Origin of the sequence: Vreelandella zhaodongensis, from assembly GCF_013415115.1 — a bacterium.
In the GTDB taxonomy this organism is placed as follows: Bacteria; Pseudomonadota; Gammaproteobacteria; order Pseudomonadales; family Halomonadaceae; genus Vreelandella; species Vreelandella zhaodongensis.
This window is the reverse complement of record NZ_JACCDD010000006.1, coordinates 25651-51033: the sequence shown is the minus strand read 5'-3', so window position 1 is coordinate 51033 and position 25383 is coordinate 25651. Positions and strand designations below refer to the sequence as shown.

19 protein-coding genes are annotated in these 25383 nt (G+C 53.9%); 9 read left to right on the top strand and 10 right to left on the bottom strand.

The features are described 5' to 3' along the window. Positions 1-3 precede the first annotated feature (3 nt). Genes kdpC through kdpF form a run of 4 tightly spaced genes read right to left on the bottom strand, consistent with a single transcriptional unit; the run spans position 4 to position 4526 of the window. Positions 4-687, bottom strand: a complete 684-nt coding sequence (gene kdpC, locus HZS79_RS11375) for a potassium-transporting ATPase subunit KdpC (protein WP_238401477.1) — start codon at positions 685-687, stop codon at positions 4-6. Between the two features lie 10 nt (positions 688-697). Continuing rightward, entirely contained in the window at positions 698-2734 is a 2037-nt protein-coding gene (gene kdpB, locus HZS79_RS11370; RefSeq protein WP_179927924.1) for a potassium-transporting ATPase subunit KdpB, read from the bottom strand. A gap of 10 nt (positions 2735-2744) precedes the next feature. Then, the gene (kdpA, locus tag HZS79_RS11365) at positions 2745-4436 is read right to left on the bottom strand and encodes a potassium-transporting ATPase subunit KdpA (RefSeq protein WP_179927923.1); all 1692 of its coding nucleotides are present in this window, start codon (positions 4434-4436) and stop codon (positions 2745-2747) included. Between the two features lie 9 nt (positions 4437-4445). Then, positions 4446-4526, bottom strand: coding sequence for a K(+)-transporting ATPase subunit F (kdpF, locus tag HZS79_RS16970; RefSeq protein ID WP_371829572.1), 81 nt, complete (start codon positions 4524-4526; stop codon positions 4446-4448). A gap of 207 nt (positions 4527-4733) precedes the next feature. Here kdpF and trkA point away from each other — a divergent pair, with 207 nt between their 5' ends. Then, positions 4734-6107 (top strand): Trk system potassium transporter TrkA, encoded by a 1374-nt coding sequence (gene trkA / locus HZS79_RS11355; protein ID WP_162219325.1) that lies wholly within the window; start codon positions 4734-4736, stop codon positions 6105-6107. Positions 6108-6151: 44 nt separating this feature from the next. Here the strand turns inward: trkA and ugpC are convergent, their stop codons facing one another. The 4 genes from ugpC to HZS79_RS11335 all read right to left on the bottom strand — a co-directional run bounded on the left by ugpC (position 6152) and on the right by HZS79_RS11335 (position 13409). Beyond that, positions 6152-7267: a sn-glycerol-3-phosphate ABC transporter ATP-binding protein UgpC gene (ugpC, locus tag HZS79_RS11350; protein ID WP_179927922.1), complete on the bottom strand. Its 1116-nt coding sequence runs from the start codon at positions 7265-7267 to the stop codon at positions 6152-6154. Continuing rightward, positions 7255-8934 carry an alpha-amylase family glycosyl hydrolase gene (locus tag HZS79_RS11345; RefSeq protein WP_179927921.1) on the bottom strand — a complete coding sequence of 560 codons (1680 nt, stop codon included), beginning with the start codon at positions 8932-8934 and terminating at the stop codon, positions 7255-7257. The genes ugpC and HZS79_RS11345 overlap by 13 nt, the downstream gene beginning before the upstream one ends. Before the next feature lie 131 nt (positions 8935-9065). Continuing rightward, positions 9066-11771, bottom strand: a complete 2706-nt coding sequence (gene malT / locus HZS79_RS11340) for an HTH-type transcriptional regulator MalT (protein ID WP_179927920.1) — start codon at positions 11769-11771, stop codon at positions 9066-9068. Between the two features lie 93 nt (positions 11772-11864). Continuing rightward, positions 11865-13409, bottom strand: a complete 1545-nt coding sequence (locus tag HZS79_RS11335) for a carbohydrate porin (RefSeq protein ID WP_162219329.1) — start codon at positions 13407-13409, stop codon at positions 11865-11867. 412 nt (positions 13410-13821) lie between these two features. On the opposite strand from HZS79_RS11335, the gene HZS79_RS11330 reads away from it, so the two are divergent. From HZS79_RS11330 to HZS79_RS11305, 6 genes are all read left to right on the top strand, one after another. Beyond that, positions 13822-15093 (top strand): ABC transporter substrate-binding protein, encoded by a 1272-nt coding sequence (locus HZS79_RS11330; protein WP_162219330.1) that lies wholly within the window; start codon positions 13822-13824, stop codon positions 15091-15093. A gap of 14 nt (positions 15094-15107) precedes the next feature. Continuing rightward, the gene (locus HZS79_RS11325) at positions 15108-16088 is read left to right on the top strand and encodes a carbohydrate ABC transporter permease (protein ID WP_162219331.1); all 981 of its coding nucleotides are present in this window, start codon (positions 15108-15110) and stop codon (positions 16086-16088) included. Continuing rightward, complete coding sequence (locus HZS79_RS11320) at positions 16088-16930, top strand: carbohydrate ABC transporter permease (RefSeq protein ID WP_162219332.1); 843 nt, start codon at positions 16088-16090, stop codon at positions 16928-16930. The genes HZS79_RS11325 and HZS79_RS11320 overlap by 1 nt, the downstream gene beginning before the upstream one ends. Positions 16931-16966: 36 nt before the next feature. Further along, on the top strand, positions 16967-18583 hold the full coding sequence (locus HZS79_RS11315; RefSeq protein ID WP_179927919.1) for an alpha-glucosidase: 1617 nt from the start codon (positions 16967-16969) through the stop codon (positions 18581-18583). Positions 18584-18658: 75 nt separating this feature from the next. Further along, positions 18659-19765: an ABC transporter ATP-binding protein gene (locus HZS79_RS11310; RefSeq protein ID WP_179927918.1), complete on the top strand. Its 1107-nt coding sequence runs from the start codon at positions 18659-18661 to the stop codon at positions 19763-19765. A gap of 176 nt (positions 19766-19941) precedes the next feature. Continuing rightward, complete coding sequence (locus HZS79_RS11305; RefSeq protein WP_340159022.1) at positions 19942-20991, top strand: LacI family DNA-binding transcriptional regulator; 1050 nt, start codon at positions 19942-19944, stop codon at positions 20989-20991. Positions 20992-21063: 72 nt separating this feature from the next. Here the strand turns inward: HZS79_RS11305 and gap are convergent, their stop codons facing one another. Beyond that, positions 21064-22068 (bottom strand): type I glyceraldehyde-3-phosphate dehydrogenase, encoded by a 1005-nt coding sequence (gene gap, locus HZS79_RS11300; protein ID WP_179927917.1) that lies wholly within the window; start codon positions 22066-22068, stop codon positions 21064-21066. Between the two features lie 211 nt (positions 22069-22279). Between gap and pyk the strand changes: the two genes are divergently transcribed. Together pyk and HZS79_RS11290 are read left to right on the top strand one after the other, a co-directional pair. Continuing rightward, complete coding sequence (gene pyk, locus HZS79_RS11295; protein WP_162219336.1) at positions 22280-23746, top strand: pyruvate kinase; 1467 nt, start codon at positions 22280-22282, stop codon at positions 23744-23746. Between the two features lie 64 nt (positions 23747-23810). Next, positions 23811-24287 carry a methylglyoxal synthase gene (locus tag HZS79_RS11290; RefSeq protein ID WP_179927916.1) on the top strand — a complete coding sequence of 159 codons (477 nt, stop codon included), beginning with the start codon at positions 23811-23813 and terminating at the stop codon, positions 24285-24287. Positions 24288-24311: 24 nt separating this feature from the next. Here HZS79_RS11290 and cra read toward each other — a convergent pair whose 3' ends face one another. Further along, positions 24312-25289 carry a catabolite repressor/activator gene (gene cra, locus HZS79_RS11285; RefSeq protein ID WP_179927915.1) on the bottom strand — a complete coding sequence of 326 codons (978 nt, stop codon included), beginning with the start codon at positions 25287-25289 and terminating at the stop codon, positions 24312-24314. Between the last annotated feature and the right edge of the window lie 94 nt (positions 25290-25383).

Sequence of the window (25383 nt, the reverse complement as noted above, 5' to 3'; positions counted from 1 at the left end):
GGTTTACTCCATGGTGTCTGAAGCCGTCGAGATGACGGGAGCTGGGGTTAATGGCGCTGCGGTGGTTGATGATACTGGAAAACGATCATCCAAACTGACATTCAGCCGCAACACATTCACCAACGGAGAGCCCAGCCAGCCTGTGTTTTCAAGTGCTTGATCAATTAGCGCCGTCACAGTAGCTTCGTCGATGCCGCGTGCTTGCGCTACTCTGGCAACCTGTAGCTCAGCCGCCTCGGGGGAGATATGCGGGTCGATACCGGAGCCGGACGCGGTAATCAGATCAACAGGGATTTGATCGACACTTACGTTTTCACGTTGAGCAATGGCATTTGCATCTGCCTGGGCACGCTCGCGCAGCGATATGTTGCTCGGCGCCAAGTTAGATCCTGAGACATCACCTGCGTCATTGCCTGCCGCTGATGGGCGGCCAATAAAATACTCATCGCTGACAAACGTTTGGGACACCAGGCTTGACCCGACCACCCGACCTGAGACGTCTCGAACCAAACTACCTTGGGCCTGCTCGGGGAATAACCAGCCACCCAGTGTTGTGGTAACCAACGGGTAAATCAGCCCCAGAAGAACTGCCATTACCACCATAAAGCGAAGTGCATTGCCCCAGGAGGCCTTTGCCTGCAGCACATCGTCATTCGCAGCGATCTGGCGTTTCATATCTACATTCATCACATTTCTCCTAGATAAATAACGCAATCAGCATATCGAGAAGCTTGATGGCAGGGAATGGCAGCAGCAGCCCACCCAGGCCATAAATCAGCAGATTTCGACGCAACAACTCCGTCGCCGATGCCGCCTTCACAGACACACCGCGCAAGGCAAAGGGAATTAATGCCGGAATGATTAACGCGTTGAATAGCACTGCTGCTAGCACCGCCGTGGTCGGCGAGTGCAAATTCATAACGTCGAGCACGCCAAGCGCAGGGAAGCTGGCGGCAAACAGCGCTGGCAAAATAACAAAGTATTTAGCCACATCATTCGCCAGCGAGAACGTCGTCAGCGCGCCACGGGTAACCAGCAACTGCTTGCCAATTTCCACCGCACTAATCAGCTTGCCGGGGTCAGAGTCCAGATCCACCATATTGGCTGCTTCACGGGCTGCCTGGGTGCCTGAGTTCATTGCCAGCCCTAGATCAGCCTGAGCGAGAGCGGGAGCATCGTTGGTACCGTCACCCACCATGGCAACCAAGCGACCACTGGCTTGCTCTTCGCGAATCAACGCTAGCTTGCGCTCTGGCGTGGCTTCGGCAATGTAGTCATCCACGCCTGCCGTCGCAGCAATAGCCGACGCCGTAATTGGGTTGTCCCCCGTGATCATTACGGTTTTGATACCCATGGCACGCAGTTCAGCAAACTTCTCCGCGATACCACTTTTAATCACATCAGATAGCGCTACCACGCCCAAAATCTGTTTGCCTTCTGCCACCGCAATGGGGGTTGCGCCATCTCGAGAAATACGTGCAATGACCTGCTCGTAATCGCTGGGTATGTCCCCCCCCTGGGCTTTTACCCAATCGGCGATAGCATTCGGTGCTCCCTTGCGCAGCTTTCTACCGCTGGTCAGGTCAACGCCTGACAGGCGTGTTTCCGCACTAAACGCTTCAAAGGTTGCACCATCGGCTTCTTCACTAAGCTGGACATCGACGCCCTGCTCAGTGGCTAGCTCCACAATGGAACGGCCTTCTGGCGTGGGATCATCCAGGGACGTTAAAAAAGCCACGTCACGAACTCGCTGACGTGGAACCTGCTGGCAGGGAGCAAACTCCGTCGCACGGCGATCGCCAAGCGTTATCGTGCCGGTTTTGTCCAGCAGCAAAGTGTCGATGCTGCCAGCAATCTCGACGGCCTTACCGGATTTAGCCACCAGGTTAGCCCGCATAGCGCGCTCCATACCCGCAATACCGATAGCGGGCAAGAGGCCACCAATGGTGGTAGGAATCAAACAAACCAGCAACGCCACGAGCATGACCGTGGAGGTTTCAACGCCCACGAAAGCCGCCATAGGCACCAACGTGACCACCACGATCAAAAACACCAGCGTTAGCATGGCCAAGAGTACCGATAGCGCCAGCTCGGAAGGTGTCTTCTGTCGGTTAGCACCTTCCACCAGGGCAATCATGCGATCTAACAACGATTCGCCAGGGTTAGCGCTGACTTGAATAATCAGATGATCCGACAGCACTTTGGTCCCAGCACTGACACCGCTGTTATCGGTGCCCGCTTCACGCAGTACGGGCGCAGATTCACCGGTGACAGCCGACTCATTGATCGAGGCAGCCCCTTCAACGATATCGCCATCGGCGGGAATCAGTTGTCCCGCCACAACCTTCACACGATCGCCTTTTCGGAGGGAGTCGGCCGTTACATTGCTAGTCGTACCATCAGCGTTCAGCTTAACCGCCTTCAACTCTCCCTTGGTTTTACGCAGCGCCCCAGCGTGGGCTTTACCACGTGACTCTGCCAGCGACTCGGCACCTGTGGCGAACAGTACGGTGGCCAGCAACAACAACGCTATGGCCAATGCAAAGCCGCCGTTTTCTCCCTGGGCAAAAGCAATGGGCGTCAGCCCAAAGCACACGACGGTACCAATGGCGACCACGGCCATCACCGGGTTACGCGCAAGTTGACGAGGCGCAAGTCCTTTCACTGCGCCAGCAACGACGTGACCAATGGGTACCGGCCGACGCGGCTGTTTAGCAAGCTCAGTATGTGACATCTCGTTTCTCCTAGAAGCCTTGCGTGACGGCTTCAGCAATCGGGCCAAGCACTAACGCCGGTAAGAAGCCCAGCAAGTTAACAATCACAATCACACCGGCGGTCAATCCCATAAATGCAGGGCTATCCATCGGTAAGGTGCCGCGTCCTGCGGGTGCAGTGCGCTTCGCTGCCAACCATCCGGCCACCGCTAATGGCACCAGCATGGGCAGGAATCGACCGACCATTAGTGCGATAACACAGGCGAGGTTCCACCAGGTCGTATCATCGCCAAGCCCTTCAAAACCAGAGCCGTTATTGGCAAATGCTGAGGTGAATTCATAAAGCACTTGGGATAGGCCGTGGAAACCAGGGTTTGAGGTTCCAGCAGCGCCAGGCATCGCCACGGTAAGCGCAGAGAGACCAAGAATGACTAACGGCTGCGCCAGGATTGCTAGCGAGATCCAGCGCATTTCACGGGTTTCTAGCGGCTTACCAAACAGTTCTGGCGCTCTACCGACCATCAATGAGCCAACAAAAGCCGCCAACATCAGATAGAGGAAGAAACCGATAAGCCCAACACCTACGCCGCCAAAGGTGACGTTCACAAACATATCCATCAACAGCATCATCCCGCCCATGGGGTTGAAGCTGTCGTGCATGGCGTTCACGGATCCGTTCGATGTTTGTGTCGTCCAACTGCCCCATAGCGCGGAAAGATCCGTACCAAACCGTAGTTCTTTGCCTTCCAGATTAGCGCCAGGCTGGGAAAGCTCGACAAGAGCAGCATTCGGCATACGTTCCGAAGAAACCACAACCGAGGTTGAAATCAGCGAAAACGTCAGCATCACAGCACCAATACCCATCATTAATCGGCGTCGGCCACTAATAAGTGCGATGGCAATCAGTAATGCGAAGGGAATTATCGTCAGCGAAGCGGTTTCAATCACATTGGATAATGGTGTTGGGTTCTCAAGCGGAACGCTAGAGTTCGGCCCATACCAGCCACCACCATTGGTGCCTAACTGCTTGATCGCGACCATGGATGCAACCGGCCCCAAGGGGATCGACTGCACTTCTTCCACTTGCGAGTCCAACATTTCAATCTGGTGCGCCGCCTGGTAGCTAGAAGGCACTCCTTGCGACGTCAGCAACAGCGCCACCACCGCTGCCAGCGGCAACATCACGCGCACTACTGTACGGGTTAGGTCATGGTAGTAATTACCAACCCCTTTTACCGTTCCCGCAGGCCGAGCTACAAGCAAGGTACGGGCTATTGCGACCAGCACAGCGAGCCCAGTAGCAGGTGTTAAAAACTGCAGCGTTACAATGGCAAAGGTTTGGCTTAGGTGGGAAAGCTGCGCCTGGCCTGAGTAGTGCTGCTGGTTGGTATTGGTGGCAAACGAAACCGCCGTATGCAGCGCTGTATCCCACTTCATGCCGGGTATGCCATCAGGGTTCAGGGGCAGCAAGCCCTGACACATAAACACCAACCATGCCAGTAGTATCAAACCTACATGTAGCTTCAGAATGGCGAGTGCATACACTTGCCACGTCATAATGCTTTGACTGTTAACGCCTGCTAATCGATAAATAGGCGTCTCTATCACGCGAAACAGCGTGTCGACTCGGCTTGGCTGAGTACTTAGCGCGCAGGCAATGTATATTCCCAATGGCACTCCAAGTAATGCCACGATGGCATAAATGGCGATCATGTCGTTCATGGCGATCTCCTAAAAACGCTCGGGGCAAACTAGCGCGTAAAACAAATACGCCGCTGTCCCGGTCGCGATTATCAACAGTGCAAAATTCATCGAAGTGCCTCCTTTGATTGGCACCCAGAGATTAGGGATTGCCTGCGTAAAAAATCGATGGCGTTTAAGGCGTTAGCCGTCAAAAAGGCGTAAAAAAATGGGCTTTTAGCTCCATAAAGGGACTTCCTATCGCTGCAGCGCTCGACAGCCTCCCCGTAGATAGGTGACTATCTTTAGTGACATATCGCCAGAGTGATCTAACCACCGATGAAGATTATTATTTTGGGTGCCGGCCAGGTCGGTGCCACCCTGGCGGAGCACCTAGCCCGCGAAGAAAATGACATCACTGTTGTTGATACTGACGGTGCAAAGCTTCGCGAACTGCACACCAAACTGGATATTCGCACGGTGACGGGCGCAGCTTCGTATCCGATTGTGCTACGTCAGGCGGGCTGTGAAGACGCCGATATGCTAATTGCGGTGACCAACACCGACGAAGTCAATATGATTGCCTGCCAAGTAGCGCATACGCTGTTTCGCACCCCCACCAAAATTGCCCGCGTCCGCTCAACGGCCTACCTCACGCGTAAAGGGCTGTTTGCCCACGAAGCGATTCCTATTGATGTGCTGATCAGCCCCGAACAAGTGGTGACGGATCATGTACGTCGCCTGATTGAGCACCCCGGTGCACTGCAGGTATTGGAGTTTGCCGGGGGTGTGGTGCAGTTGGTCGCAGTCAAGGCATTTTACGGTGGCCCACTGGTGGGGCAGGATTTAGCCTTTTTAGCCAAGCACATGCCCAATGTGGAAACCCGTGTGGCGGCGATTTACCGGCGCAATCGGCCGATTATTCCCCGTGGCGACACGGTGATTGAAGCCGATGACGAGGTGTTTTTCCTTGCCGCACGGCGCGATATTCGCGCGGTAATGAGCGAGCTACGCCGTGTTGAACGGGATTTTCGTCGGGTAGTAATTGCCGGAGGCGGCAATATCGGTGAACGGTTGGCCGAACACCTGGAGCACAGCCATCAAGTCAAGATTATCGAGCACAGTTTAGAGCGCTGCACTGCGCTTTCCGAGCGGCTTGACCGTACGGTGGTTCTCCACGGCAGCGCCACCAGCAAGCGGCTGCTGGAAGAAGAGAACATCGAAGACTGCGATATCTTTTGTGCCCTGACCAACGACGACGAGGTGAATATTATGTCGTCGCTGCTGGCCAAGCGCCTGGGAGCAAAGAAAGTACTGACGCTGATTAACAACGCTGCCTACGTGGACTTGGTTCAGGGGGGCGAAATCGATATCGCCATATCCCCCCAGCAAGCGACCATCGGCAGCCTGCTTACCCACGTCCGCCGAGGCGATATTGTCAATGTGCACTCGCTGCGCCGTGGCGCTGCGGAAGCCATCGAGGCTATCGCCCACGGTGATAAGCAGTCGTCCAAGGTGGTGGGCCGTACCATTGCTGAGATCAATCTGCCTGAAGGCACCACCATTGGTGCCATCGTTCGGGGCAAAGAGGTCATCATTGGTCATGGAGATGTGATGGTCGAAAGCGGCGACCACGTCATTCTGTTTGTGATCGATAAGCGGCGAATTCGTGACGTGGAGCGGCTATTCCAAGTGGGTTTAACATTCTTCTAACCCACTCGGAACTAGCCTCTGAAACATGCTCTTTTTCTAACGCGCTACTGGCTAACACCGTCTACTTCTACCTGTCGGGGGCAAGCATTGCCATGCTGATCAAACAGGTGGCAATGCTGGCCCGCCAGCCCCAAACGCACCGTTTGGCCCTCTTCTAAGTGGGTCAAACCATCTAAACGCTGGGTGAGCGGAACGCTAATACCTGCTACCTGCCAGTGCGCCAGCGTTTCGTAACCCAGCTTTTCCGCCACCATTAAGGTGGCGCTCAGCGTGGCTTCTGCCTGCTCTGCGGCGACAAAATCTTCCGCCCGCAGCCCAAGCGTTACGCTATCCCCTGGCTGAAGATGCTTGCCATTGACCGCCACTGCCAGCGTGTCACCGCTATGTAGACGCACCACCGTTCGCCGCTCGCCTGGATCTATCACCGTCACGGGGAAGGTATTAATGCGCGGCGAGCCGATGAACTCGGCCACCTCAAGGGTTTTAGGGAAGTGATAGAGTGAAAGCGGCGCACCGACCTGGGCGATACGGCCACGGGAAAGCAGCACAATACGGTCAGCCAGCGTCATCGCTTCCACTTGATCGTGGGTCACGTAAATCATGGTGGCATTCAGGCGCTTATGCAGTGCCGCAATCTGCACTCGCATATCCACCCGCAGGGCGGCATCCAGATTAGAGAGCGGCTCATCGAACAGAAACACCGCTGGCTCTTTTACCAAGGTTCGGCCAATAGCGACCCTCTGACGCTGGCCACCGGAAAGGTCTTTGGGCTTGCGCTCAAGCAATTCAGTTAAGTGCAGCATTTCAGCGGCGTGCTGCACGCGGCGATGAATTTCGGCTTTATCAGTACGCGCCAGCTTTAAGCCAAACGCCATATTTTCCGCCACGCTCATATGCGGGTAAAGCGCATAGGATTGGAACACCATACCGATATCGCGCTCCTGGGGCGGAATCTCATTGATCCGCTGACCATCAAGCTGCATATCGCCTTCAGTGATATCTTCCAGGCCGGCAATCATACGCAGCAAGGTGGATTTTCCGCAGCCAGAGGGGCCAACGAACACCACAAACTCGCCATCCTCAATCGTTAGGTCGATATCCCGAGAGATTTCCACGCCGCCAAAGGATTTACCGATGCCACTAAGCGTTAAACGTCCCATGGTGCGTTCTCCTCGGTTTGTGAGCAACGGGCAATCGCTACGCCGTATGGCGGCAGCATCAGTTGGCCACCCTGCCACTCGCCGTTTAGCCATGCAGGAGCATTCTGGAGAGATTCTGCGCTCTCAGGAGCCGAGCGAGTGATGGCTTGATCACTAAAGTTTAGCGCAATCAGCAACCGTGTTTGCTGGTAGGTGCGCTCTAAACAGAGCACATCATCACGCACAGCGTGATAGCGCACGTCGCCTTTTACTAGCGCAGGCAGGGTACGGCGGAACGCCAAAAACTCGCGATAAGCATTGAGCAACGAACCAGCATCGTTATCTTGCTGGTCAACGGCGAGGCTGGCGTGAGACTCGGGCACTGGCAGCCAGGGCGTGACGTTACTAAAGCCAGCATGTGGTACGTCAGCTTGCCAGGGGTGCGGCGTTCGGCAGCCATCACGGCCTTTATAAGCAGGCCAGAAAGTAATGCCAGCAGGGTCCACCAACTGCTCAAACGTAAGTTCGGCCTCAGGCAGCCCTAACTCTTCACCTTGATAGAGACACACGCTGCCCCGCTGGGTAAGCAGGAACACCATATAAAGCCGCAGCTTATCCAGCTGCCCTTCAGCCTGCCAGCGGGTGGCAAGGCGGGTAACATCGTGATTTCCTAGCGCCCAGCAGGGCCAACCGTCGCCAATGCGTGCTTCCATTTCGGTGAGTGTGGCATGCAGGTAATCGGGGTCGGCTTTGTCGGTCAGCAGGTTAAATGAATAACACATGTGTAGGCGCTTGCCGCCCTGGGAGTATTCTGCCATCACGCCTAAGGCATCGTCGTCGCCTACTTCGCCAACGCTGGTCGTGCCTGGGTACTCGTCTAACAGGCCGCGTAGGCGTTCTAAGAACACTACATTTTCCGGCTGGGTTTTATCGTACTGGTGTAACTGGTACCCATAGGGGTTGTCTGGGCGAACGCCTAAAAAGCTTTCAATGACTTCTTCGCGCGGTGGATTATCGTTAAGTTCACCGTGGGTGCAGAAGTTCACCGCATCCAGACGGAAACCGTCTACGCCCCGCTCTAGCCAAAAGCGTACCTCTTCCAACATGGCGTCAACCACGGCGGGGGTGCGGAAGTTAAGGTCCGGCTGGCTCGCCAGGAAGTTATGCAGGTAGTACTGGCAGCGGCGCGTGTCCCACTGCCAAGCGCTGCCGCCAAACACCGACTGCCAATTAGTCGGCGGTGCACCATCAGGCTTGGGGTCGGCCCAGACGTACCAGTCCGCTTTGGGGTTATCACGGCTTTGTCGGCTCTCTTCAAACCAAGCGTGCTGGTCTGACGTGTGCGACATCACCTGGTCGATGGTTACCTTCAGCCCTCGCGCATGAGCGGCTTCTACCAGTCGATCAAAATCTTCCAAGGTGCCAAACATCGGATCAATGCCGCGATAATCGCTAATATCGTAACCAAAGTCCTTCATCGGCGATGTAAAAAATGGCGACAACCAAATCGCATCGACATTAAGCGAGGCAATGTAATCGAGCTTGTCGATTACCCCTTTTAAGTCACCAATGCCGTCGCCACGGCTGTCTAAAAAGCTGCGCGGGTAAATTTGATAAATCACGGCACCGCGCCACCAGTCAGCGCCTTGGCTGCCAACATAGTGGGAAGTTGAAGGCATCTGCATCATCGTATTGTCCTTGTCCTTTTAATGGCCTGTTGCTTGCCATGATGCAGTCTTGCCCCCTATATAAAATCATCCCCCTGAGGCTTAGCTAGGCGTAGGCGTTGGGAGTAGCTACTACCGCCCATGAGCATTGTTTACTCTCCTTGAATATGCGCCAGCAATTGTCCTGCCAGCGCAATGGCTTCGTCACGACGTCGAATATTCTGTTTTTGATAAAGGCTGCGAATATGGGTTTTGATGGTGGTGGGCGCTACTGAGAGCTGTTCAGCGATCTGCTCATTGGAAAGCCCCGCATGAATCAGTCCCAGAATTTGCCACTCCCGGCGGGTTAACGGCGACGTACGAATCAACTCAGGCACATCGGGACGCGCCACAATATCGGCAATCACTGTTTCATCCAGCATTAAGCGTCGGGCGCTACCAAACTCTTTTTGGCGACTGGCGAGTGCTAACAATCGCTCCGCGCGGGCTTGCTCAAGGCTATTTAATTGACCGCTAGTATTTAGCTGGCCCAACAATTCGCCTAACGGCTTGCCTAGGCGTAAAAAGCTTCCTACCAGGGCGGTGCGAGATGCCAGCGCGAGTGCCTTCTGAAGATGCTGAGCCGCTTGTTCGGTACTCCCCTCGTGCCACGCTACCGCCGCTAGGCAAATCTGGTTGCGGTTAGCGTCCGTTATCAGCCCTAGTCGCTGAGTCTGTTCTTCAAGCGTATTTAAAAGTTCTCGGGCTTCCGCATAGTGGCCCAATAGCGTTAGCGCCCGCGCGTGGTTACGCACATTACACTGGGAAAAGTGGTTAGTCGCATGCTCGGTAAGCGGAGCGGGCGCTTCTTGACGCCAGCGCTCAATGGCGTCCCTATCATTGGTGGACTGCCACCAAGCCAGCAACGTAGCGTGGGCGTTGGCAACCCAGTCAATATGGTAGTCCCCTTCTGCGAGGATTTTACGTAGACGCCGAATGTGGTCGGCACACTGGGCTTGATCGCCTCGGCTTTGAGCGATTTTAGCGAGTTGAATATGGCACTGAAGCGTCCAGCGTTCGCCCTGGTTATCCAGCACCGCAATACCGTTCAAAGCGGCTTGTTCGGCTTCATCAAGCCGGTGCCACTCCCACAGCACCTGACTGCGTATGCGATAAAGAAACTCCGCTATCGGTAGATGCTCAAGTTCGGCCCGCTCTATATGGGCAAATGCGCGCTCTTGAATATCGTAGGCAGCCTGTAAGCGTCCCTGAGCAACCAAGGTTTCAGACTGATGACAGTATGACCACAGCAGCAGCTGATGATCGTTGCGCTGACGGGCTTGGCGCTCGACTTCTCTAACGCGCTGAAGCGACTCTTCCAGGTAGCCCAGAACAAAGCGTGCTTCACTAAGAATAGCGGTGGCGGTCAGCGGTGTTGATGCCAGGTAACGAGCAGGCTGCGCGAGCGCTTGCTCTGCCAGCGGTGCTGCAAGCTCAGCATTTCCCTGATTAATCGCCAGCTGGGCTCTCAAGGTGGCAAACTCAGAATGTAGCGCTTGCCACTCTTGCGCACTTAACTGAGCTTCTATCCACCCAATCACCCGTGTCGCGACATCAAATTGAAACTGCGCATGCGACACCCAGCCGTAAAGCAGTGTTAATTTCGGGTCCATAGAGAGCCGTGGTTCGCCCAGTAGTGTGAAACCTTGGGCCAGCAACGCATACGCCCCTCGCCCTATCAATACGGGCCCTTGGGTCACTATCAAGCTGGAAACGTCATCCAGATCCTCGCTCAGAATGGCTTGGCGCAGCGCCATAATGGGATCATTAAGCGCTAGCCATGCGTGACTGGCTCGCTGATGCAACGCCCGCTGGGTCGCTAAGCTAAGCTCGTGGCGACGATGACGTAGGTATTCACCGAATAATCGCTGGAAGCGGAACCACTGAGCGTGGGGATCTGGCCGCTCGATAAATAGCCCCGCCTGGGCAAAGGCTTCCAGGCGCTGGGTGAGCCGCTCCCCTTCCAATAGGCGCGCCATTAGCTCAGGGGAAAAACGCTCTAGCACCCCCAACTGAAGTATTAATTCGCGCTCTTCAGGCGGCAGCGCAGCAGCCAGCAGTTCGTCAAACCAAGCGACAAAATCGGGGTGTGATCCGTTTAACCGTTCGACCAGCGCATCGAATCCTGCACGTGTGGTGGTGCGCTCCACCAGCCAGTTAAGCGCCATAATCCAGCCACCGCTTCTGCGCAGGGCACGCTCCAGACTCACCCGAGTGGGAGGAAAGCTCAGTTGCTCTGCACATAAGGTTTGCGCTTCTTCGCTATCAAACGCCAACCCTTGCAAGTCGATCTCTTCTAATTCGCCCCGGAGCCTCAGGCTTGCTAGACCCAACGCAGGGTGTGAACGACTTGCTACTGTCAGCGTTAGCCACAACGGCTGATGTCGAAGCCAGTGAGCAACACCAGCCAAGATATCCGGATGGGTCAGGTGTTCAAATTCGTCTACGACTAAACGACACGCAGAACGCTGCTCAGGCAACTCACCCAGCCAACGTTCAAGCTGCTCGACGCAGTCAGCATCGTCTGTCATGGGTGAGAGCACATAGGGTGCTTCGAGCAGTGTATTTAACGCTTCCCGCCAGTAAGTTAAAAACCGTACCGGTTGGTTGTCGCGCTGGTCGAAACGCAACCAAGCGGCTTCCTGCTCCAACGCCGGTAGTCGCTCGGCAAGCAGCGTCGTCTTACCGTACCCAGAGGGTGCCTGTACCACTAGCAATCGTACTCGGTCGTTTAGCACAAAATGATCATTCAGGCGCGGCCGAGCGACCACGCTTAGCGGCAGCAGCGGCGCCTTCAACTTCTCTCGCAGCAGTGGCATCGACGCGTCTCCTAATGAATGCCTGTTGTAGCAAAAAGCCCGCGACAAGTCGCGGGCAATCGGCATTGGCGAAACAGTAGTATGCTATAGGGACTAGAACCACACCTCGCTTTGAACGCCGAAGCTCCACTGCCCTCCTGTAAACCCATCATTGCCGAATGAATCTTCCGTGGTGTAACTGTTGAGCTCTGCATCCCAATCTGTGTATGAAGCGAAAAGTCGGATTTCAGGACGCTTCCAAAAACCACCCACATCAGGTTTGAAGGTTGGCGCAATGGTCAGCTTACCAAAATTACCACTAACCGCTTCGCGTCCACTAAACCCATTAGGGTCGAGATCCATGTACTGGTAGCTACCTTCATACTGCATCTCAAAATTCTGTGTGATCTCATTGGCAACACGCAGATTCAAGGTTGCCCACTTGTAACGATCACCATCAGCGAAACGGTCGTCGCTGACTTCCGCTAGCAAGGAGGGTGCAACCCGCCACTGCGGCGCAACATACGTTGTGCCATACACCGCCAGCCTCGTGGCAGCGGCATCATCTGTCAGATCACCATTGCTACCTAAGCCCTTCACTTCAGCACCCAAGCCCTGGCCGTGCAGTAGCGCTGCTTTGAAGTTACCTTCCCCCATACCAAAGAAGCTATCACCGTGGTAAGCCACCATGGTGTGCCAACCACTGTCAGCCGCTGTTTGGCCAACGCCTATGTCGCGCTCATCATTGTCAGCCGCAGACATGGCATTCACCATTACCTGCCAGTTACCAAAGTAGTTATTGGAGGTCAAAATTAAATTATCGGTATCGCTTTCCCCATCTAAACCGGGATTTTCACGATTGATGATGGGATAATCACTAAAGCTACGGCCATAAATTGATAAGTTTGAACGCCAATTATCCGCCAGCTGCATGTCGTAGATACCGCCGCCGGTACCAGCGAGGAAAACCACATCGCTATCGAGCCAGTGAATGTCGAAATTATCACGATCAAAGCGTTTACCCGCCCAGATAGAAGCGTTTTCAAACGCCCCCGTAAAGCTGGGTAGATCACTAAATTCGGCGTAAACCTGACGTACGTTCAGGTTGGTATCATCGCCCACCCAGTCATTACTGGACGTGGTTCCCGCCGCCAACATGGTGGTGTAACGGGCCTTAGCACCGTTATCAAACTGCATCCGGTAGTTAAGAACGGCTTCAGAGTAGGTATCAGGCTCATTCCCTAAGCGCCCTACTGCGCCGCCCAATGGGCCTGCTGGTGTGATATACGGGCCACCATCGATGCTTTTGCGATTTTCGCCAAGAAGTAAGCCTGAGCGGGCGTAAACATTAAACGAGAAGCCCTCCTCACCACTGGACTGCCGCTCTACGCGGGCAAGTCGCTCTTCAATCTCAGCATTACTGACAACCTCAGAAGGGGCACTTGATGCAGGTGCGCTTGACGTTGTTACATGGCCTTGCTCAGCGAGATCGGCTCGGCGCTCTGCGGCTACCGCACGCTGCTCTGCCGCCGCAATTCGCGCTTCAAGCTCCGCAAACCGCTCTTCTAATGTTGTATTCGCATTGGCCGTTGACCCCAAACCAAAGCTGGCGGTAGCTATTGCGATTGCTAGAGGCGTCTTGAATGTCATTTTGTGCATTGTTTTTTAACCCTATTATTATAGTTCCTACGGTTTTCAATCCCAGCCGACCTCTATTAGGGACAGCTAGCACTTATTCATAAAGCGTCCACTTGGGTTTGGGGTATTTAGGTCGCTACCGCACTAGCTAGCCGAATAGCAAACGTTGCAAAGCAACAACTTTTTAACCCTCAAAAGAGTGGAATGCAGAACTTAATCGATTAAGAGCACGTAAACCAACAAGAGATTGTTAAATATCGACCAATGTCTAACACTCTCCTCGTCTTAGGAAAAAGAGAGGCGAAGACATTAGACAAAAGTCGCTATTGAACTTAAGGCAAGGAGACGGCTAACTGGCAACATACTTAATCGTTTAAGTAGGCGCAGTAAGCGCTTTTATCACCCACAACAATAAACGCCGAGGAACGCCATTATGAAAAGGACACTACTCACTTCTGCTATCGCTTTGGCCAGCATTGCCAGCGCCGTTGGCTCTGCACAAGCGGCTCAATTAACGATTTCTTGCGGTGCCGTCGGGGCAGAGCTCACCCTCTGCCAGGAAGGTATTCGCGCCTGGGAAGAGAAAACTGGCCACAGTGTCGACGTCGTATCAACCCCCAACTCGTCCACCGAGCGCTTGTCGCTATACCAGCAAATTCTCTCTGCCAATTCCAGTGATATCGATGTCATGCAGATCGACGTTGTCTGGCCGGGCTTACTTGCAAACCATCTACTTGACCTTAGCGAAGTGCTCGGCGAAGACGCTGCAGCTGGCCATTTTGAAACCATCGTCACTAACAATACTATCGACGGCCGCTTGGTAGCGATGCCGTGGTTTACCGATGCTGGCGTGCTCTACTATCGCGAAGATCTGCTGGAAAAATATGATCATGACGTCCCTACCACATGGCAGGAACTGACCGAGATTGCCCGCGAAATCAAAGAGGCTGAACGCGCTGAAGGCAATAACCGCATGCAGGGGTTTGTCTTCCAGGGTCGCGCCTATGAGGGCCTGACAGTTAATGCTCTTGAGTGGGTCGCCAGCCACGGCGGTGGCACCATCGTAGATCAAGATGGCGAAGTGACGATCAATAACGAGCGCGCTGCTGAGGCACTCGACCTAGCTGCTTCTTGGATCGGCGATATTTCGCCAGAAGGGGTGCTGAACTATACCGAAGAAGAAGCCCGTGGCGTTTTCCAGGGCGGCAATGCGGTGTTTATGCGTAACTGGCCCTACGCATGGTCACTGGCTCAGAGTGATGACAGTGATGTCCGTGACAAAGTCGGTGTTACCCAGCTGCCAGCAGGTGGCGAAGATGGCCAAAGTGCCGCCGGTTTAGGCGGATGGAACCTTGCCGTGTCACGCTACAGCGAGCACCCTGAATTGGCCGCTGACTTGGTCGCCTTTTTAACCGGCGAAGCCGAACAAAAGCGGCGTGCTATTCAGGCATCTTACAACCCAACTATCGATGCGCTTTATCAAGATGAAGAGGTTCTGGAGGCCGTTCCGTTCTTTGGCACACTTTATGACACGTTCACCAATGCCGTTGCCCGCCCCTCTGCTCCGACCGGCGATGCCTACGGACGTGTTAGCAATGCCTTCTTCAGCACCTCTCACGATGTACTCTCCGGCAGCAAAGATGGTGCACAAGCTGTTTCCGACCTTGAAGGCGAACTCCTTCGCCTGAAGCGTCGTAACTGGTAACCGCGGAGACACCTATGTCGACCTCTTCTAATAACAGCGCGCCCATGGAGGCGCGCTCTACCCAAGCGCGTCGGCCTCGCGGCACCAAAGTACGCCGCCAACGGGTAAAAGCGGCTTGGCTATTCCTAGCGCCCATGCTGATTGCCTTAACACTGGTAGCTGGCTGGCCTCTGGTTCGCACCTTCTTTTTAAGCCTAACGGACGCGTCACTCTCTGATCTTGGCGCAGCCAATTTTATTGGTTTAGAAAACTACCTAATCTACGAAGATGGCCGTTGGTATGGGGTGCTAGCAGACCCTATCTGGTGGCGCTCAGTTTGGAACACGGTTTACTTCTCCGTAGTTTCGGTTTCGTTAGAAGTCGTTTTCGGTGTCATTGTGGCACTGATTCTAAATGCGGAGTTTAAGGGCCGTACCATTGTGCGTGCGGCAGTACTGATTCCATGGGCAATTCCCACCATTGTCTCGGCGCAGATGTGGGCATGGATGCTTAATGATCAGTTCGGCATTATCAACCACCTGCTAATGACCGTAGGCATTATCGACGACCCAATTGCCTGGACGGCAAGTGCCACCTACTCCATGTGGGCAGTCATTATGGTTGACGTCTGGAAAACGATTCCCTTTGTTGCCCTGCTCGTACTGGCTGCGCTGCAAATGCTGCCGAAAGACTGCTACGAAGCTGCAGAGGTAGATGGCATTCACCCCGTACGTGTGTTTTTCAAAGTAACCCTGCCACTCATTACACCAGCGTTGATGGTAGCGGTCATTTTCCGACTACTGGATGCCTTGAGGGTATTCGATGTGATTTACGTGCTGACCTCTAACTCGACGAGCACTATGTCGATGTCGGTCTACGCACGTCAACAGCTAGTTGAGTTCCAGGATGTTGGCTACGGCAGTGCGGCGTCTACCCTGCTGTTCTTTATCATTGCGCTGTCCACGGTTGCCTACCTCTACTTAGGCCGCAATAAAATAAAACTAGGAGGTGACTGATGAATCAGCGTCAGTTAGCCAAAATTGCTAAGCGCGTGGGCTTTTGGGCCTTAGTTGGGCTCATCATGCTTTATGCCGTTTTCCCGTTCTACTATGCGGTGATTACTTCTATTAAGCCTTCCAGCGAACTCTTTCGGGTTGAGCTATGGCCCTCGACTTGGAACCTCGATAACTACGCCCAGATCTTTAGCCAATCCAGCTTTGTGCGTGCGATCTTCAACTCGATTATCGTTGCTTTTAGCGTGGTGTTTATCGCGCTACTGCTGGGCATTACCGCTTCCTACGCGCTGGGCCGTGTCCGCTTCCGCGGCCGTTCTACAGTGATGCTGGTTATTCTTGGGGTATCTATGTTTCCCCAAGTGGCAGTGCTCTCGGGCTTGTTTGAGGTGATTCGTGCGCTAAACCTCTACAACAATCCAGCCGGTCTTATTCTGAGTTATACCATTTTCACCCTGCCCTTCACGGTGTGGGTACTGACTACCTTTATGAAAGAGCTCCCCATGGAACTCGAAGAAGCCGCCATCATGGATGGAGCAACGCCCTGGATTACCATTACCAAGGTGTTCCTACCGTTAATGTGGCCAGCCATGGCGACGACCGGCCTGCTCGCTTTTATTGCTGCTTGGAACGAATTTCTGTTTGCCTTGACCTTCACGCTAACCGACGCGCAACGCACGGTGCCAGTCGCTATTGCCCTACTTTCTGGCGGTAGTGCCTACGAGCTTCCCTGGGGGCCCATTATGGCCGCGTCGGTCGTGGTGACAGTACCGCTGGTAATTCTGGTCATTATTTTCCAGCGTCGAATTGTTTCAGGCCTCACTGCAGGTGCTGTTAAAGGCTAAGCGCAAGCGCTATTTACGTTTTATTAAGGATTACTCATGCAAGACAACCTGACGTGGTGGCGCGGTGGCGTTATCTATCAAATTTACCCGCGCAGCTTTTTAGACAGCCGTGGCGATGGCATTGGTGACTTAAGGGGCATTACCGAAAAGCTCGACTACGTGGCCTCTCTAAATGTGGACGGTGTCTGGCTTTCACCTTTTTTCACCTCTCCCATGCTCGATTTCGGCTATGACGTCAGCGACTACCGTGACGTCGACCCGATGTTCGGCACTCTGGAGGATTTCAAGGTATTGCTGGCTAAAGCCCATTCGCTAGGCCTGAAAGTGATGATCGACCAAGTCATCAGCCATACCTCTGAACAGCACCCTTGGTTTAAAGAGAGCCGCCAGGACCGCACCAATGCCAAAGCCGATTGGTTTGTGTGGGCGGATCCAAAGCCCGATGGCACGCCACCTAATAACTGGCTGTCCATTTTTGGTGGCCCTGCTTGGACTTTTGATTCACGTCGCCAGCAGTACTATTTACACAACTTTTTGACCAGCCAACCGGATGTCAACTTCCATAACCCAGACGCTCGTCAGGCACAGCTGGACAACATGCGTTTCTGGCTAGACCTTGGCGTTGATGGCTTCCGATTGGATACGGTCAACTTCTATTTCCACGATGCCGAACTGCGCGACAATCCGCCGGTGCCAAAAGGCGAATCCAAGACCCTTGGCGCGCCCGAAACAAACCCCTATACATGGCAGCGCCATGTCTACGATATCAGCCGCCCTGAAAACGTTGCGTTTTTGAAAGATCTACGGGCATTAATGGATGAGTATCCTGGTACAACCACCGTCGGTGAAATCGGCGATGACAACCCACTTGAGCGTATGGCTGAGTACACCGCAGGTGGTGACAAGCTGCACATGGCTTACACCTTCGATCTACTCAACAAGCCACGTTCCGCCAGCTATATTCGTCAAGTTATTGAGCGCTTTCAGCGTTTAGCCGGCGATGCTTGGCCCTGCTGGGCAACGTCTAACCATGATGTTGAGCGTAGCGCATCACGCTGGGGCGCTGAAGAAGACCCCATTGCTTATCCTAAAGTGATGCTCGCCATGCTGTTTTCCCTACGAGGCAGTGTCTGCCTTTATCAAGGGGAAGAGCTAGGTCTACCAGAAGCCGACGTCCCCTTCGAGCGTATTCAAGACCCTTACGGCAAAGTACTCTGGCCAGAGTTTAAAGGCCGAGATGGCTGTCGCACGCCGATGCCTTGGACCGATGGCACCCAGGCAGGTTTCTCCTCTATTGAACCGTGGCTTCCCGTGGAAACACGCCACCTGGATGTAGCCGTTAGCCGTCAGCAGGAGAACCCCGACTCAACGCTGAATAGTGTACGCCGGATGCTGGCCTTCCGTTACGCGCATCCAGCACTGTTCGACGGTGAGTTGAACGTGGTTGACGTCGGCGAAGAACTGCTTGGTTTTATCCGTGAGAAAGGCGACGAAAAAGTGCTGTGTGTCTTTAACCTGACCGGTAATGAGCAGCAAACAGCACTCCCTGCAAACGTCACCAGTGACCTGGAAGGGCATGGCTTTAATGCGGCACGCAAAGACAATGTGCTCACACTACCTGCTTACCAGGCTGCATTTATGCATATCGGTTAAACATACAATAACACTCAATAACGATAGTCGACCCGATACGAGGAGTGCTGGATCGAGGTCGACAAGGAGCTAACCATGGCAAGTGTTACGCTTAGCAAGGTCAATAAAATTTTTGGCCGTGACCACATTATTAAAGACGTTGATCTAAGTATCGGCGATGGTGAGTTTGTCGTCTTTGTTGGCCCTTCCGGCTGCGGCAAATCCACCCTGCTAAGGCTCATTGCAGGGCTAGAGTCGATCACCGACGGTGACTTAACCATTGGTGACATGCTAGTCAATGATCTCCCTCCACGGGAACGAGGCGTGGGCATGGTATTTCAGTCATACGCGCTCTACCCACATATGACTGTTTACGAGAATATGGCCTTCGGCTTAAAGCTCGCGAAAGCTTCTAAAGAAACAGTCGATGAGCGGGTGATGAGCACCGCTAAAATTTTGCAGCTTGAAGATCTGTTACACCGCAAGCCCAAGGCACTTTCAGGCGGCCAGCGGCAACGAGTGGCGATGGGCCGAGCAATGGCCCGCGAGCCCCGCATTCTGCTATTTGATGAGCCACTGTCTAACCTGGATGCCTCGCTGCGGGTGCAAATGCGTAACGAAATCGCCAGGCTACACACCCGTCTGGGCTCCACCATGATTTACGTTACCCACGACCAAGTCGAAGCAATGACCCTCGCGGACAAAATCGTGGTCCTCAAGGGTGGTCATGTTGAACAAGTGGGTAGCCCCTATGAGCTTTATCAACGTCCGGCTACCCAATTTGTCGCGGGGTTCATTGGGTCTCCGACAATGAACTTCATGCCCGCAGAACTGATCACCGGATCCTCTGATGGCTGTCGAATTAGCGCCAAGGGACTCGGCGAAATAGCCCTGCCTCAGTCGGCTGACGGCTACAATCAAGGCAGCCCACTGACAATGGGCATACGCCCAGAGCACCTGCGCCTTGAAGCTCCAACGGGCAGTAACTGCTTTGATATCGTTAACGTTGAATACCTAGGTAATGAGGTCTACGTGTACCTAGAACCTAAAGAAGGCGACACACTGCTCATTCACCGTAGCGAAGCACCCAGCCAGTGGAAGGAAGGCCAGCAAGTATCCTTAGTTCCCGATATTGAGCATGTGCATCTCTTTGATGAAAACGGTGCAGCACTACTGGTATCCCCGACTCGCTCAGCGGCCTAGCTCATATCGGCAGTGCTCATCAGGATGCTTATACGGCATCTACAACGGCCTTTGATGATCTTCCCCACCTTATGCGAAGGTGGTGGGCCATCAAGGCCGTTATTTTTGTGTGCTTGATTCAAATAATTAGCCTGCGCTATAAAATGGCGCTAACAATTAGACAGGATAGGAAGCCCGTGACCGCTCATCGTCGAATGACCCTTAAGGATCTTGCATCAGAACTCGGCGTTTCCACTGCGACGATATCCAATGCATTTAACCGCCCTGACCAGCTATCTCCACTACTACGAGATCGCATTTTAAGTGAGGCCAAACGCCTGGGGTATAACGGCCCAGATGCAAAAGCACGCAGTCTACGCACCGGCCGCTCTAGCATTGTTGCAGTTATTCTTGCCGAAAGCCTGACCTACAGCCTTAATGATGCCGTCGCTAGTGAGTTTTTGTCCGGTGTGGCTGAAGTGCTCGACGCCCATGGTCATACCCTGCTGTTACTACCTGGCCGTGGCCATGCATCCCAGCCGCCAGGATCCGCAAATATTGCCGACGGATTTATCGTTTATGGCTTAATGCCTAACAACAAACTTCTCAATGAGCTACCGTCCCAACGCCCACTGGTGTCTGTTGATTTCGATATTGAAGGTAGCCCGACCGTTCATATCGATGACCAGAATGCGAGTTACCACATTGCCCAGCACGCCTTACACACACGGCCTAAGCGCCCTGCAGTGATTAATCTTCGCCTCACCAAAGAGCACTGCAATGGCCGTATTACCGCTGAACATACAATGCTACCCAACAGCAGCACTATCAGCCGTGCTCGTTTGGCTGGCTTTCACGCGGCACTCAGCGAATGTGGCTATGACACCGAACAGATACCGCTTTGGAATATCGAAGAAAACGTGTTTGATGTTTGCTCGCCAGTGATTGCAGACATACTGGACGCCCCTGATGGACGGCGGCCTGATTTATTACTTTGCATGTCAGACCGAATTGCCCTTACAGCACTAACGTTAGCTGAGCAGCGCAACATAAAAGTGCCGGAGGAGTTAAGAATAACGGGATTTGATGGCATTGCAGAAGGGCAATATCGAGCACCGCGGCTGACCACTGTTCGCCAGGACAGCACTGACAAAGGCCGTATTGCAGCACAAATGATCCTGGGCCTCCGCCCTAAAGAGCCACAGCTACTGAGCACTGAACTACTGCTGGGAGAAACCTGCCCCTAAGCTGGCAACTTTTGCGTAAAGCCTAATCGGCGCGTCCCTGCGCCTGACACGGAAGACTCATGCAATTTAAGATTACTTGGCGGCTTCCTGCATTGCAATGGCGGTATCTAACATACGGTTGGAGAAGCCCCACTCGTTGTCGTACCACGCCATGACTTTCACTAAGCGGCCATTCACACGGGTATGATTGGCATCAAAGGTAGATGAATGCGCATCATGGTTGAAATCGATCGACACTAGCGGCTGAGCGTTAACCGCGAGTACAGACGAATTCGCCGCCGCTTTCTCAACAATCGCGTTGATCTCCTCTTTGGTGGTATCGCGGCTTGCCGTGAACGTCAGATCCACCAAGGAAACGTTGATTACCGGTACACGTACCGCCAAACCATCGAACTTACCCGCTAACTCTGGCAATACCAAGCCAACCGCCGCTGCCGCACCTGTTTTGGTCGGAATCATCGAGTGTGTCGCGCTACGCGCGCGGTAGGGGTCGGAGTGATAAACATCCGATAGATTCTGATCGTTGGTGTAGGCATGAACCGTAGTCATCAAGCCGTTTTCAATGCCTACAGCATCGTTTAGCGCTTTGGCGATAGGTGCCAGGCAGTTAGTGGTGCACGACGCATTGGAGACCACTGTGTGCTCAGCCGTCAGAATATCGTCATTAACACCATATACGATGGTAGCGTCGGCATCAGGGCTAGGCGCAGAGATCAACACACGCTTAGCCCCCGCTTCTATGTGTTTGGCGGCCGCCTCTCGCTTAGTAAACAGGCCTGTACACTCCATAACGAGATCAATGTTCATGGATGCCCAAGGTAGCTGGCTAGGGTCGCGCTCAGAAGAGATTGCAATGCGATCGCCATCCACACTGATACTTTCGGCATCGTGTTCAACCGCAAACGGGAAGTGGCCGTGAACCGTATCGTGGCGTAGTAGGTGCGAATTAAGGGAAGGATCGCCCAGATCATTAATCGCAACTACCTGGACGCGATCCCGGTAGCTATTTTCATACAGCGCACGCAATACATTGCGACCAATCCGCCCAAATCCGTTAATAGCAACTCTTATTGTCATGATGGCACCTCGATCAAGCAGTGGTAGTAGATGGCGTATCCAGTAAAAAAATTACTAAAAATACGTATTTATTCACCCTTAGGGCAATTCATACCAGTCTAAACTGTCCTTAAAGGCTAATAACGCTCCAATATGTAGTAAAATTACTATATAAACGCTATCGTAGTCCAATAATTAATCACCGCCAAGATGGTCAACTGGAGTAACTTTTATGACTCGCTCAACATCTCCCACTCCCCTTCGCCGCACCAAAATTGTCGCGACACTTGGCCCAGCAAGCGACCGCCCTGGTGTGCTGGAAGCCATGTTAAAAGCGGGCGTTGATGTCGTGCGGCTCAATTTCTCCCACGGTGCGGCAGATGACCATCGTCGGCGCTTAAGCGAAGTTCGCGAAATCGCCCAGCGAATTGGCCGAAGCGTTGCCGCACTGGGTGACCTGCAAGGCCCGAAAATTCGTATATCACGCTTTGCCGAAGGCGCTGTTCATCTAGACATTGGTCAACCCTTTGTGCTCGACATGGCGCTGGATGCCAACAGCGGTACCGCCGAGCGTGTCGGCTGTGATTACAAGTCGCTGATTGATGATGTCACCCCTGGCGACCGGCTACTGCTGGATGACGGGCGTGTCGTACTTGATGTCACCTCTATTACTGGACAAGAAGTGCACACCCGCGTTCACGTGGGTGGCAAGCTTTCCAACAACAAAGGCATCAACAAACAAGGCGGCGGACTATCCGCTCCTGCACTTACCGAAAAAGATAAAGAAGACCTTAAAACCGCGATCGATATTGGGGTGGACTACTTGGCAGTTTCATTCCCACGCAGCGCTGCCGATATGCAAGAAGCGCGCGAGCTGCTCGGCGAAGCAGGCAAGGAAATAGGTCTGGTTGCCAAGCTAGAGCGTGCTGAAGCCGTTGCTGATGATGAGACCCTAGATGGCATTATCCAGGCATCAGAGGCAGTAATGGTGGCCCGTGGCGACTTAGGTGTAGAAATTGGCGATGCTGCGCTAATCGGCACCCAAAAACGCATCATCAAACATGCCCGCACCCTTAATCGTGCGGTGATTACCGCCACACAAATGATGGAATCAATGATTGAGTCGCCACTGCCCACCCGCGCCGAAGTATTCGACGTGGCCAACGCAGTGCTCGATGCCACCGATGCCGTCATGCTCTCAGCAGAAACCGCCGCGGGTGACTATCCGGTAGAAACCATTCAAGCAATGGACCGGGTATGCCTCGGCGCTGAGCGCGAGCGCATTGCCCAATCGTCTGGCCACCGTATCCACGAAGGCTTCGAGCGTATTGATGAAACCATTGCCCTCTCTGCCATGTACGCGGCGAACCATCTAACAGGTGTCAGCACCATTGCATGTATGACGTCTACGGGCTACACCCCGCTAATCGCCTCACGTATTCGGTCAGGATTGCCTATCGTAGGCTTGGCTCACAGCCCGATTGCTCAACGGCGCATGGCGCTTTATCGCGGCGTGGTATCGATTCCTTTCGATACGACCGATATGGATCCTAAAGAGCTTAATCAAGAAGCCGTAAAGCTACTGCAGGCTCATGGTTTGGCACGCCCCGGCGAGCATGTCATTCTTACCCGCGGCGACCACATGAATGCCCACGGCGGTACCAACACAATGAAAGTGCTAGCCGTTGCAGAAGAATAAACCTGACAGCGATTTGGAATATGACTATTACTTGAAATGTAATAGTGACCTGGAGAGCCATACCATGACTGACGCACGCCCACCCCGCCAAGCCGTTCGCACGCTGCAACCGCGTAAACGCATTGCGTTGATTGCCCACGACGGCAAAAAAACCGAAATGCTGGAGTGGGCAACGCGCTGGCAGGAAACGCTCAGCCAGCACACCCTGATTGGTACGGGCACTACCTCTGGGCGGCTCAAAAATGCGCTAGGCCTGGAGGTCGAGGGGTTAATGAGCGGACCACTGGGCGGTGATCAGCAAATTGGCGCGCGTATTGCCGAGCAGCAGTTGGACGTGCTGATTTTCTTCTGGGATCCGTTTGCCCCTCAGCCCCACGATCCTGACGTTAAAGCGCTACTGCGATTAGCCGCGTTATGGAACGTACCGGTGGCATGCAATGCGGCGAGCGCCGACTTCTTACTGTCGTCGCCCTACCTCAGTGAACGCTACGATATGTCTATTCCAGATGCAGAAGCCTGGGCTCAGGCCCGCACGGTATAGATAAGACCGCCCGACTATGTGGTTTTATCGGGTACGCAGGTGACGCGCCACGACCTGCTGCCCACACTGATAATCACCGTTCATAGCATTCAGGGCACAGCTTAGGGTGAGTTCAGCAATGCGATCATAATCCTGCGGGGCTGAATTCACCGGTTGCGGTAAAAAATCCAGCAAGCGGTGGTCACCAAAGGTGGCTAGCCGCATCTCTTCTGGTAGCCCGCCACGCTCTAAAAACACATCAAACACCCCTTCCATCAGCACATAAGACGCGGTCACCAGCGCATCAGCCCCACTCGCATCATCCAACAACTGCGCGGCAAGGCGAGCACCTTCGCTACGCTCATAGTGCGTACCGCTAAGCAAAATTGGCTCGATAGGGCTGTTTTGTAGTGCCGCTTGAAAGCCCATCCGCCGCTCGCGACTGATCGACAAACTTGGCATCGCCTCCAACCACGCCACCCGCCGCGTGCTATCAGAGATGACCGAACGCGTTAGCGCATAAGCAGCGTCCTGATCGTTGCTGACGACGCTGGCAAAGCGCTTCGGAACAAGTCCGCGATCCATTCCCACAACACACCAGCCCTCATCCACCAATTCAGAATAGAAGGTGTCATCTTCAGCTAGGCAGCTGGCGGTAATAAGCACTTCACAGCGCTGCGCGCGCAGCGCTAAGGCCAAGGTGCGTTCGCTATCGGCGCAGTCATCCGAGCTAACCACCAACAGCTGATAGCCACGCTCCCGCGCGCCACGCTCTAAGCGTTTAGCGAGCCGTGCATAGCTAATATTCTCAAGGTCGGGCACGATCAAACCAATCAGCCGACTTGCCCCACGACGCAGCGCCGCTGCCTGCGGATCAATGTGATAGCGATGCTGACGCACCACCGCCATGACTTTCTCAATGGTGGCATTGCTAATGCGCCGCTGCTCGGCCTGACCATTAATTACATAGCTCGCCGTGGTGCGCGATACGCCCGCAAGCCGGGCAATGTCGGCAAGTGTCATGCAATTCTCTCCTCTGGTTGCCGGTGTAGTTTATCAGCCGTTTCACCCCACCCCGACTAAAGTCTAGAAAGACAACCCTTGTGTCTTTAAGTGA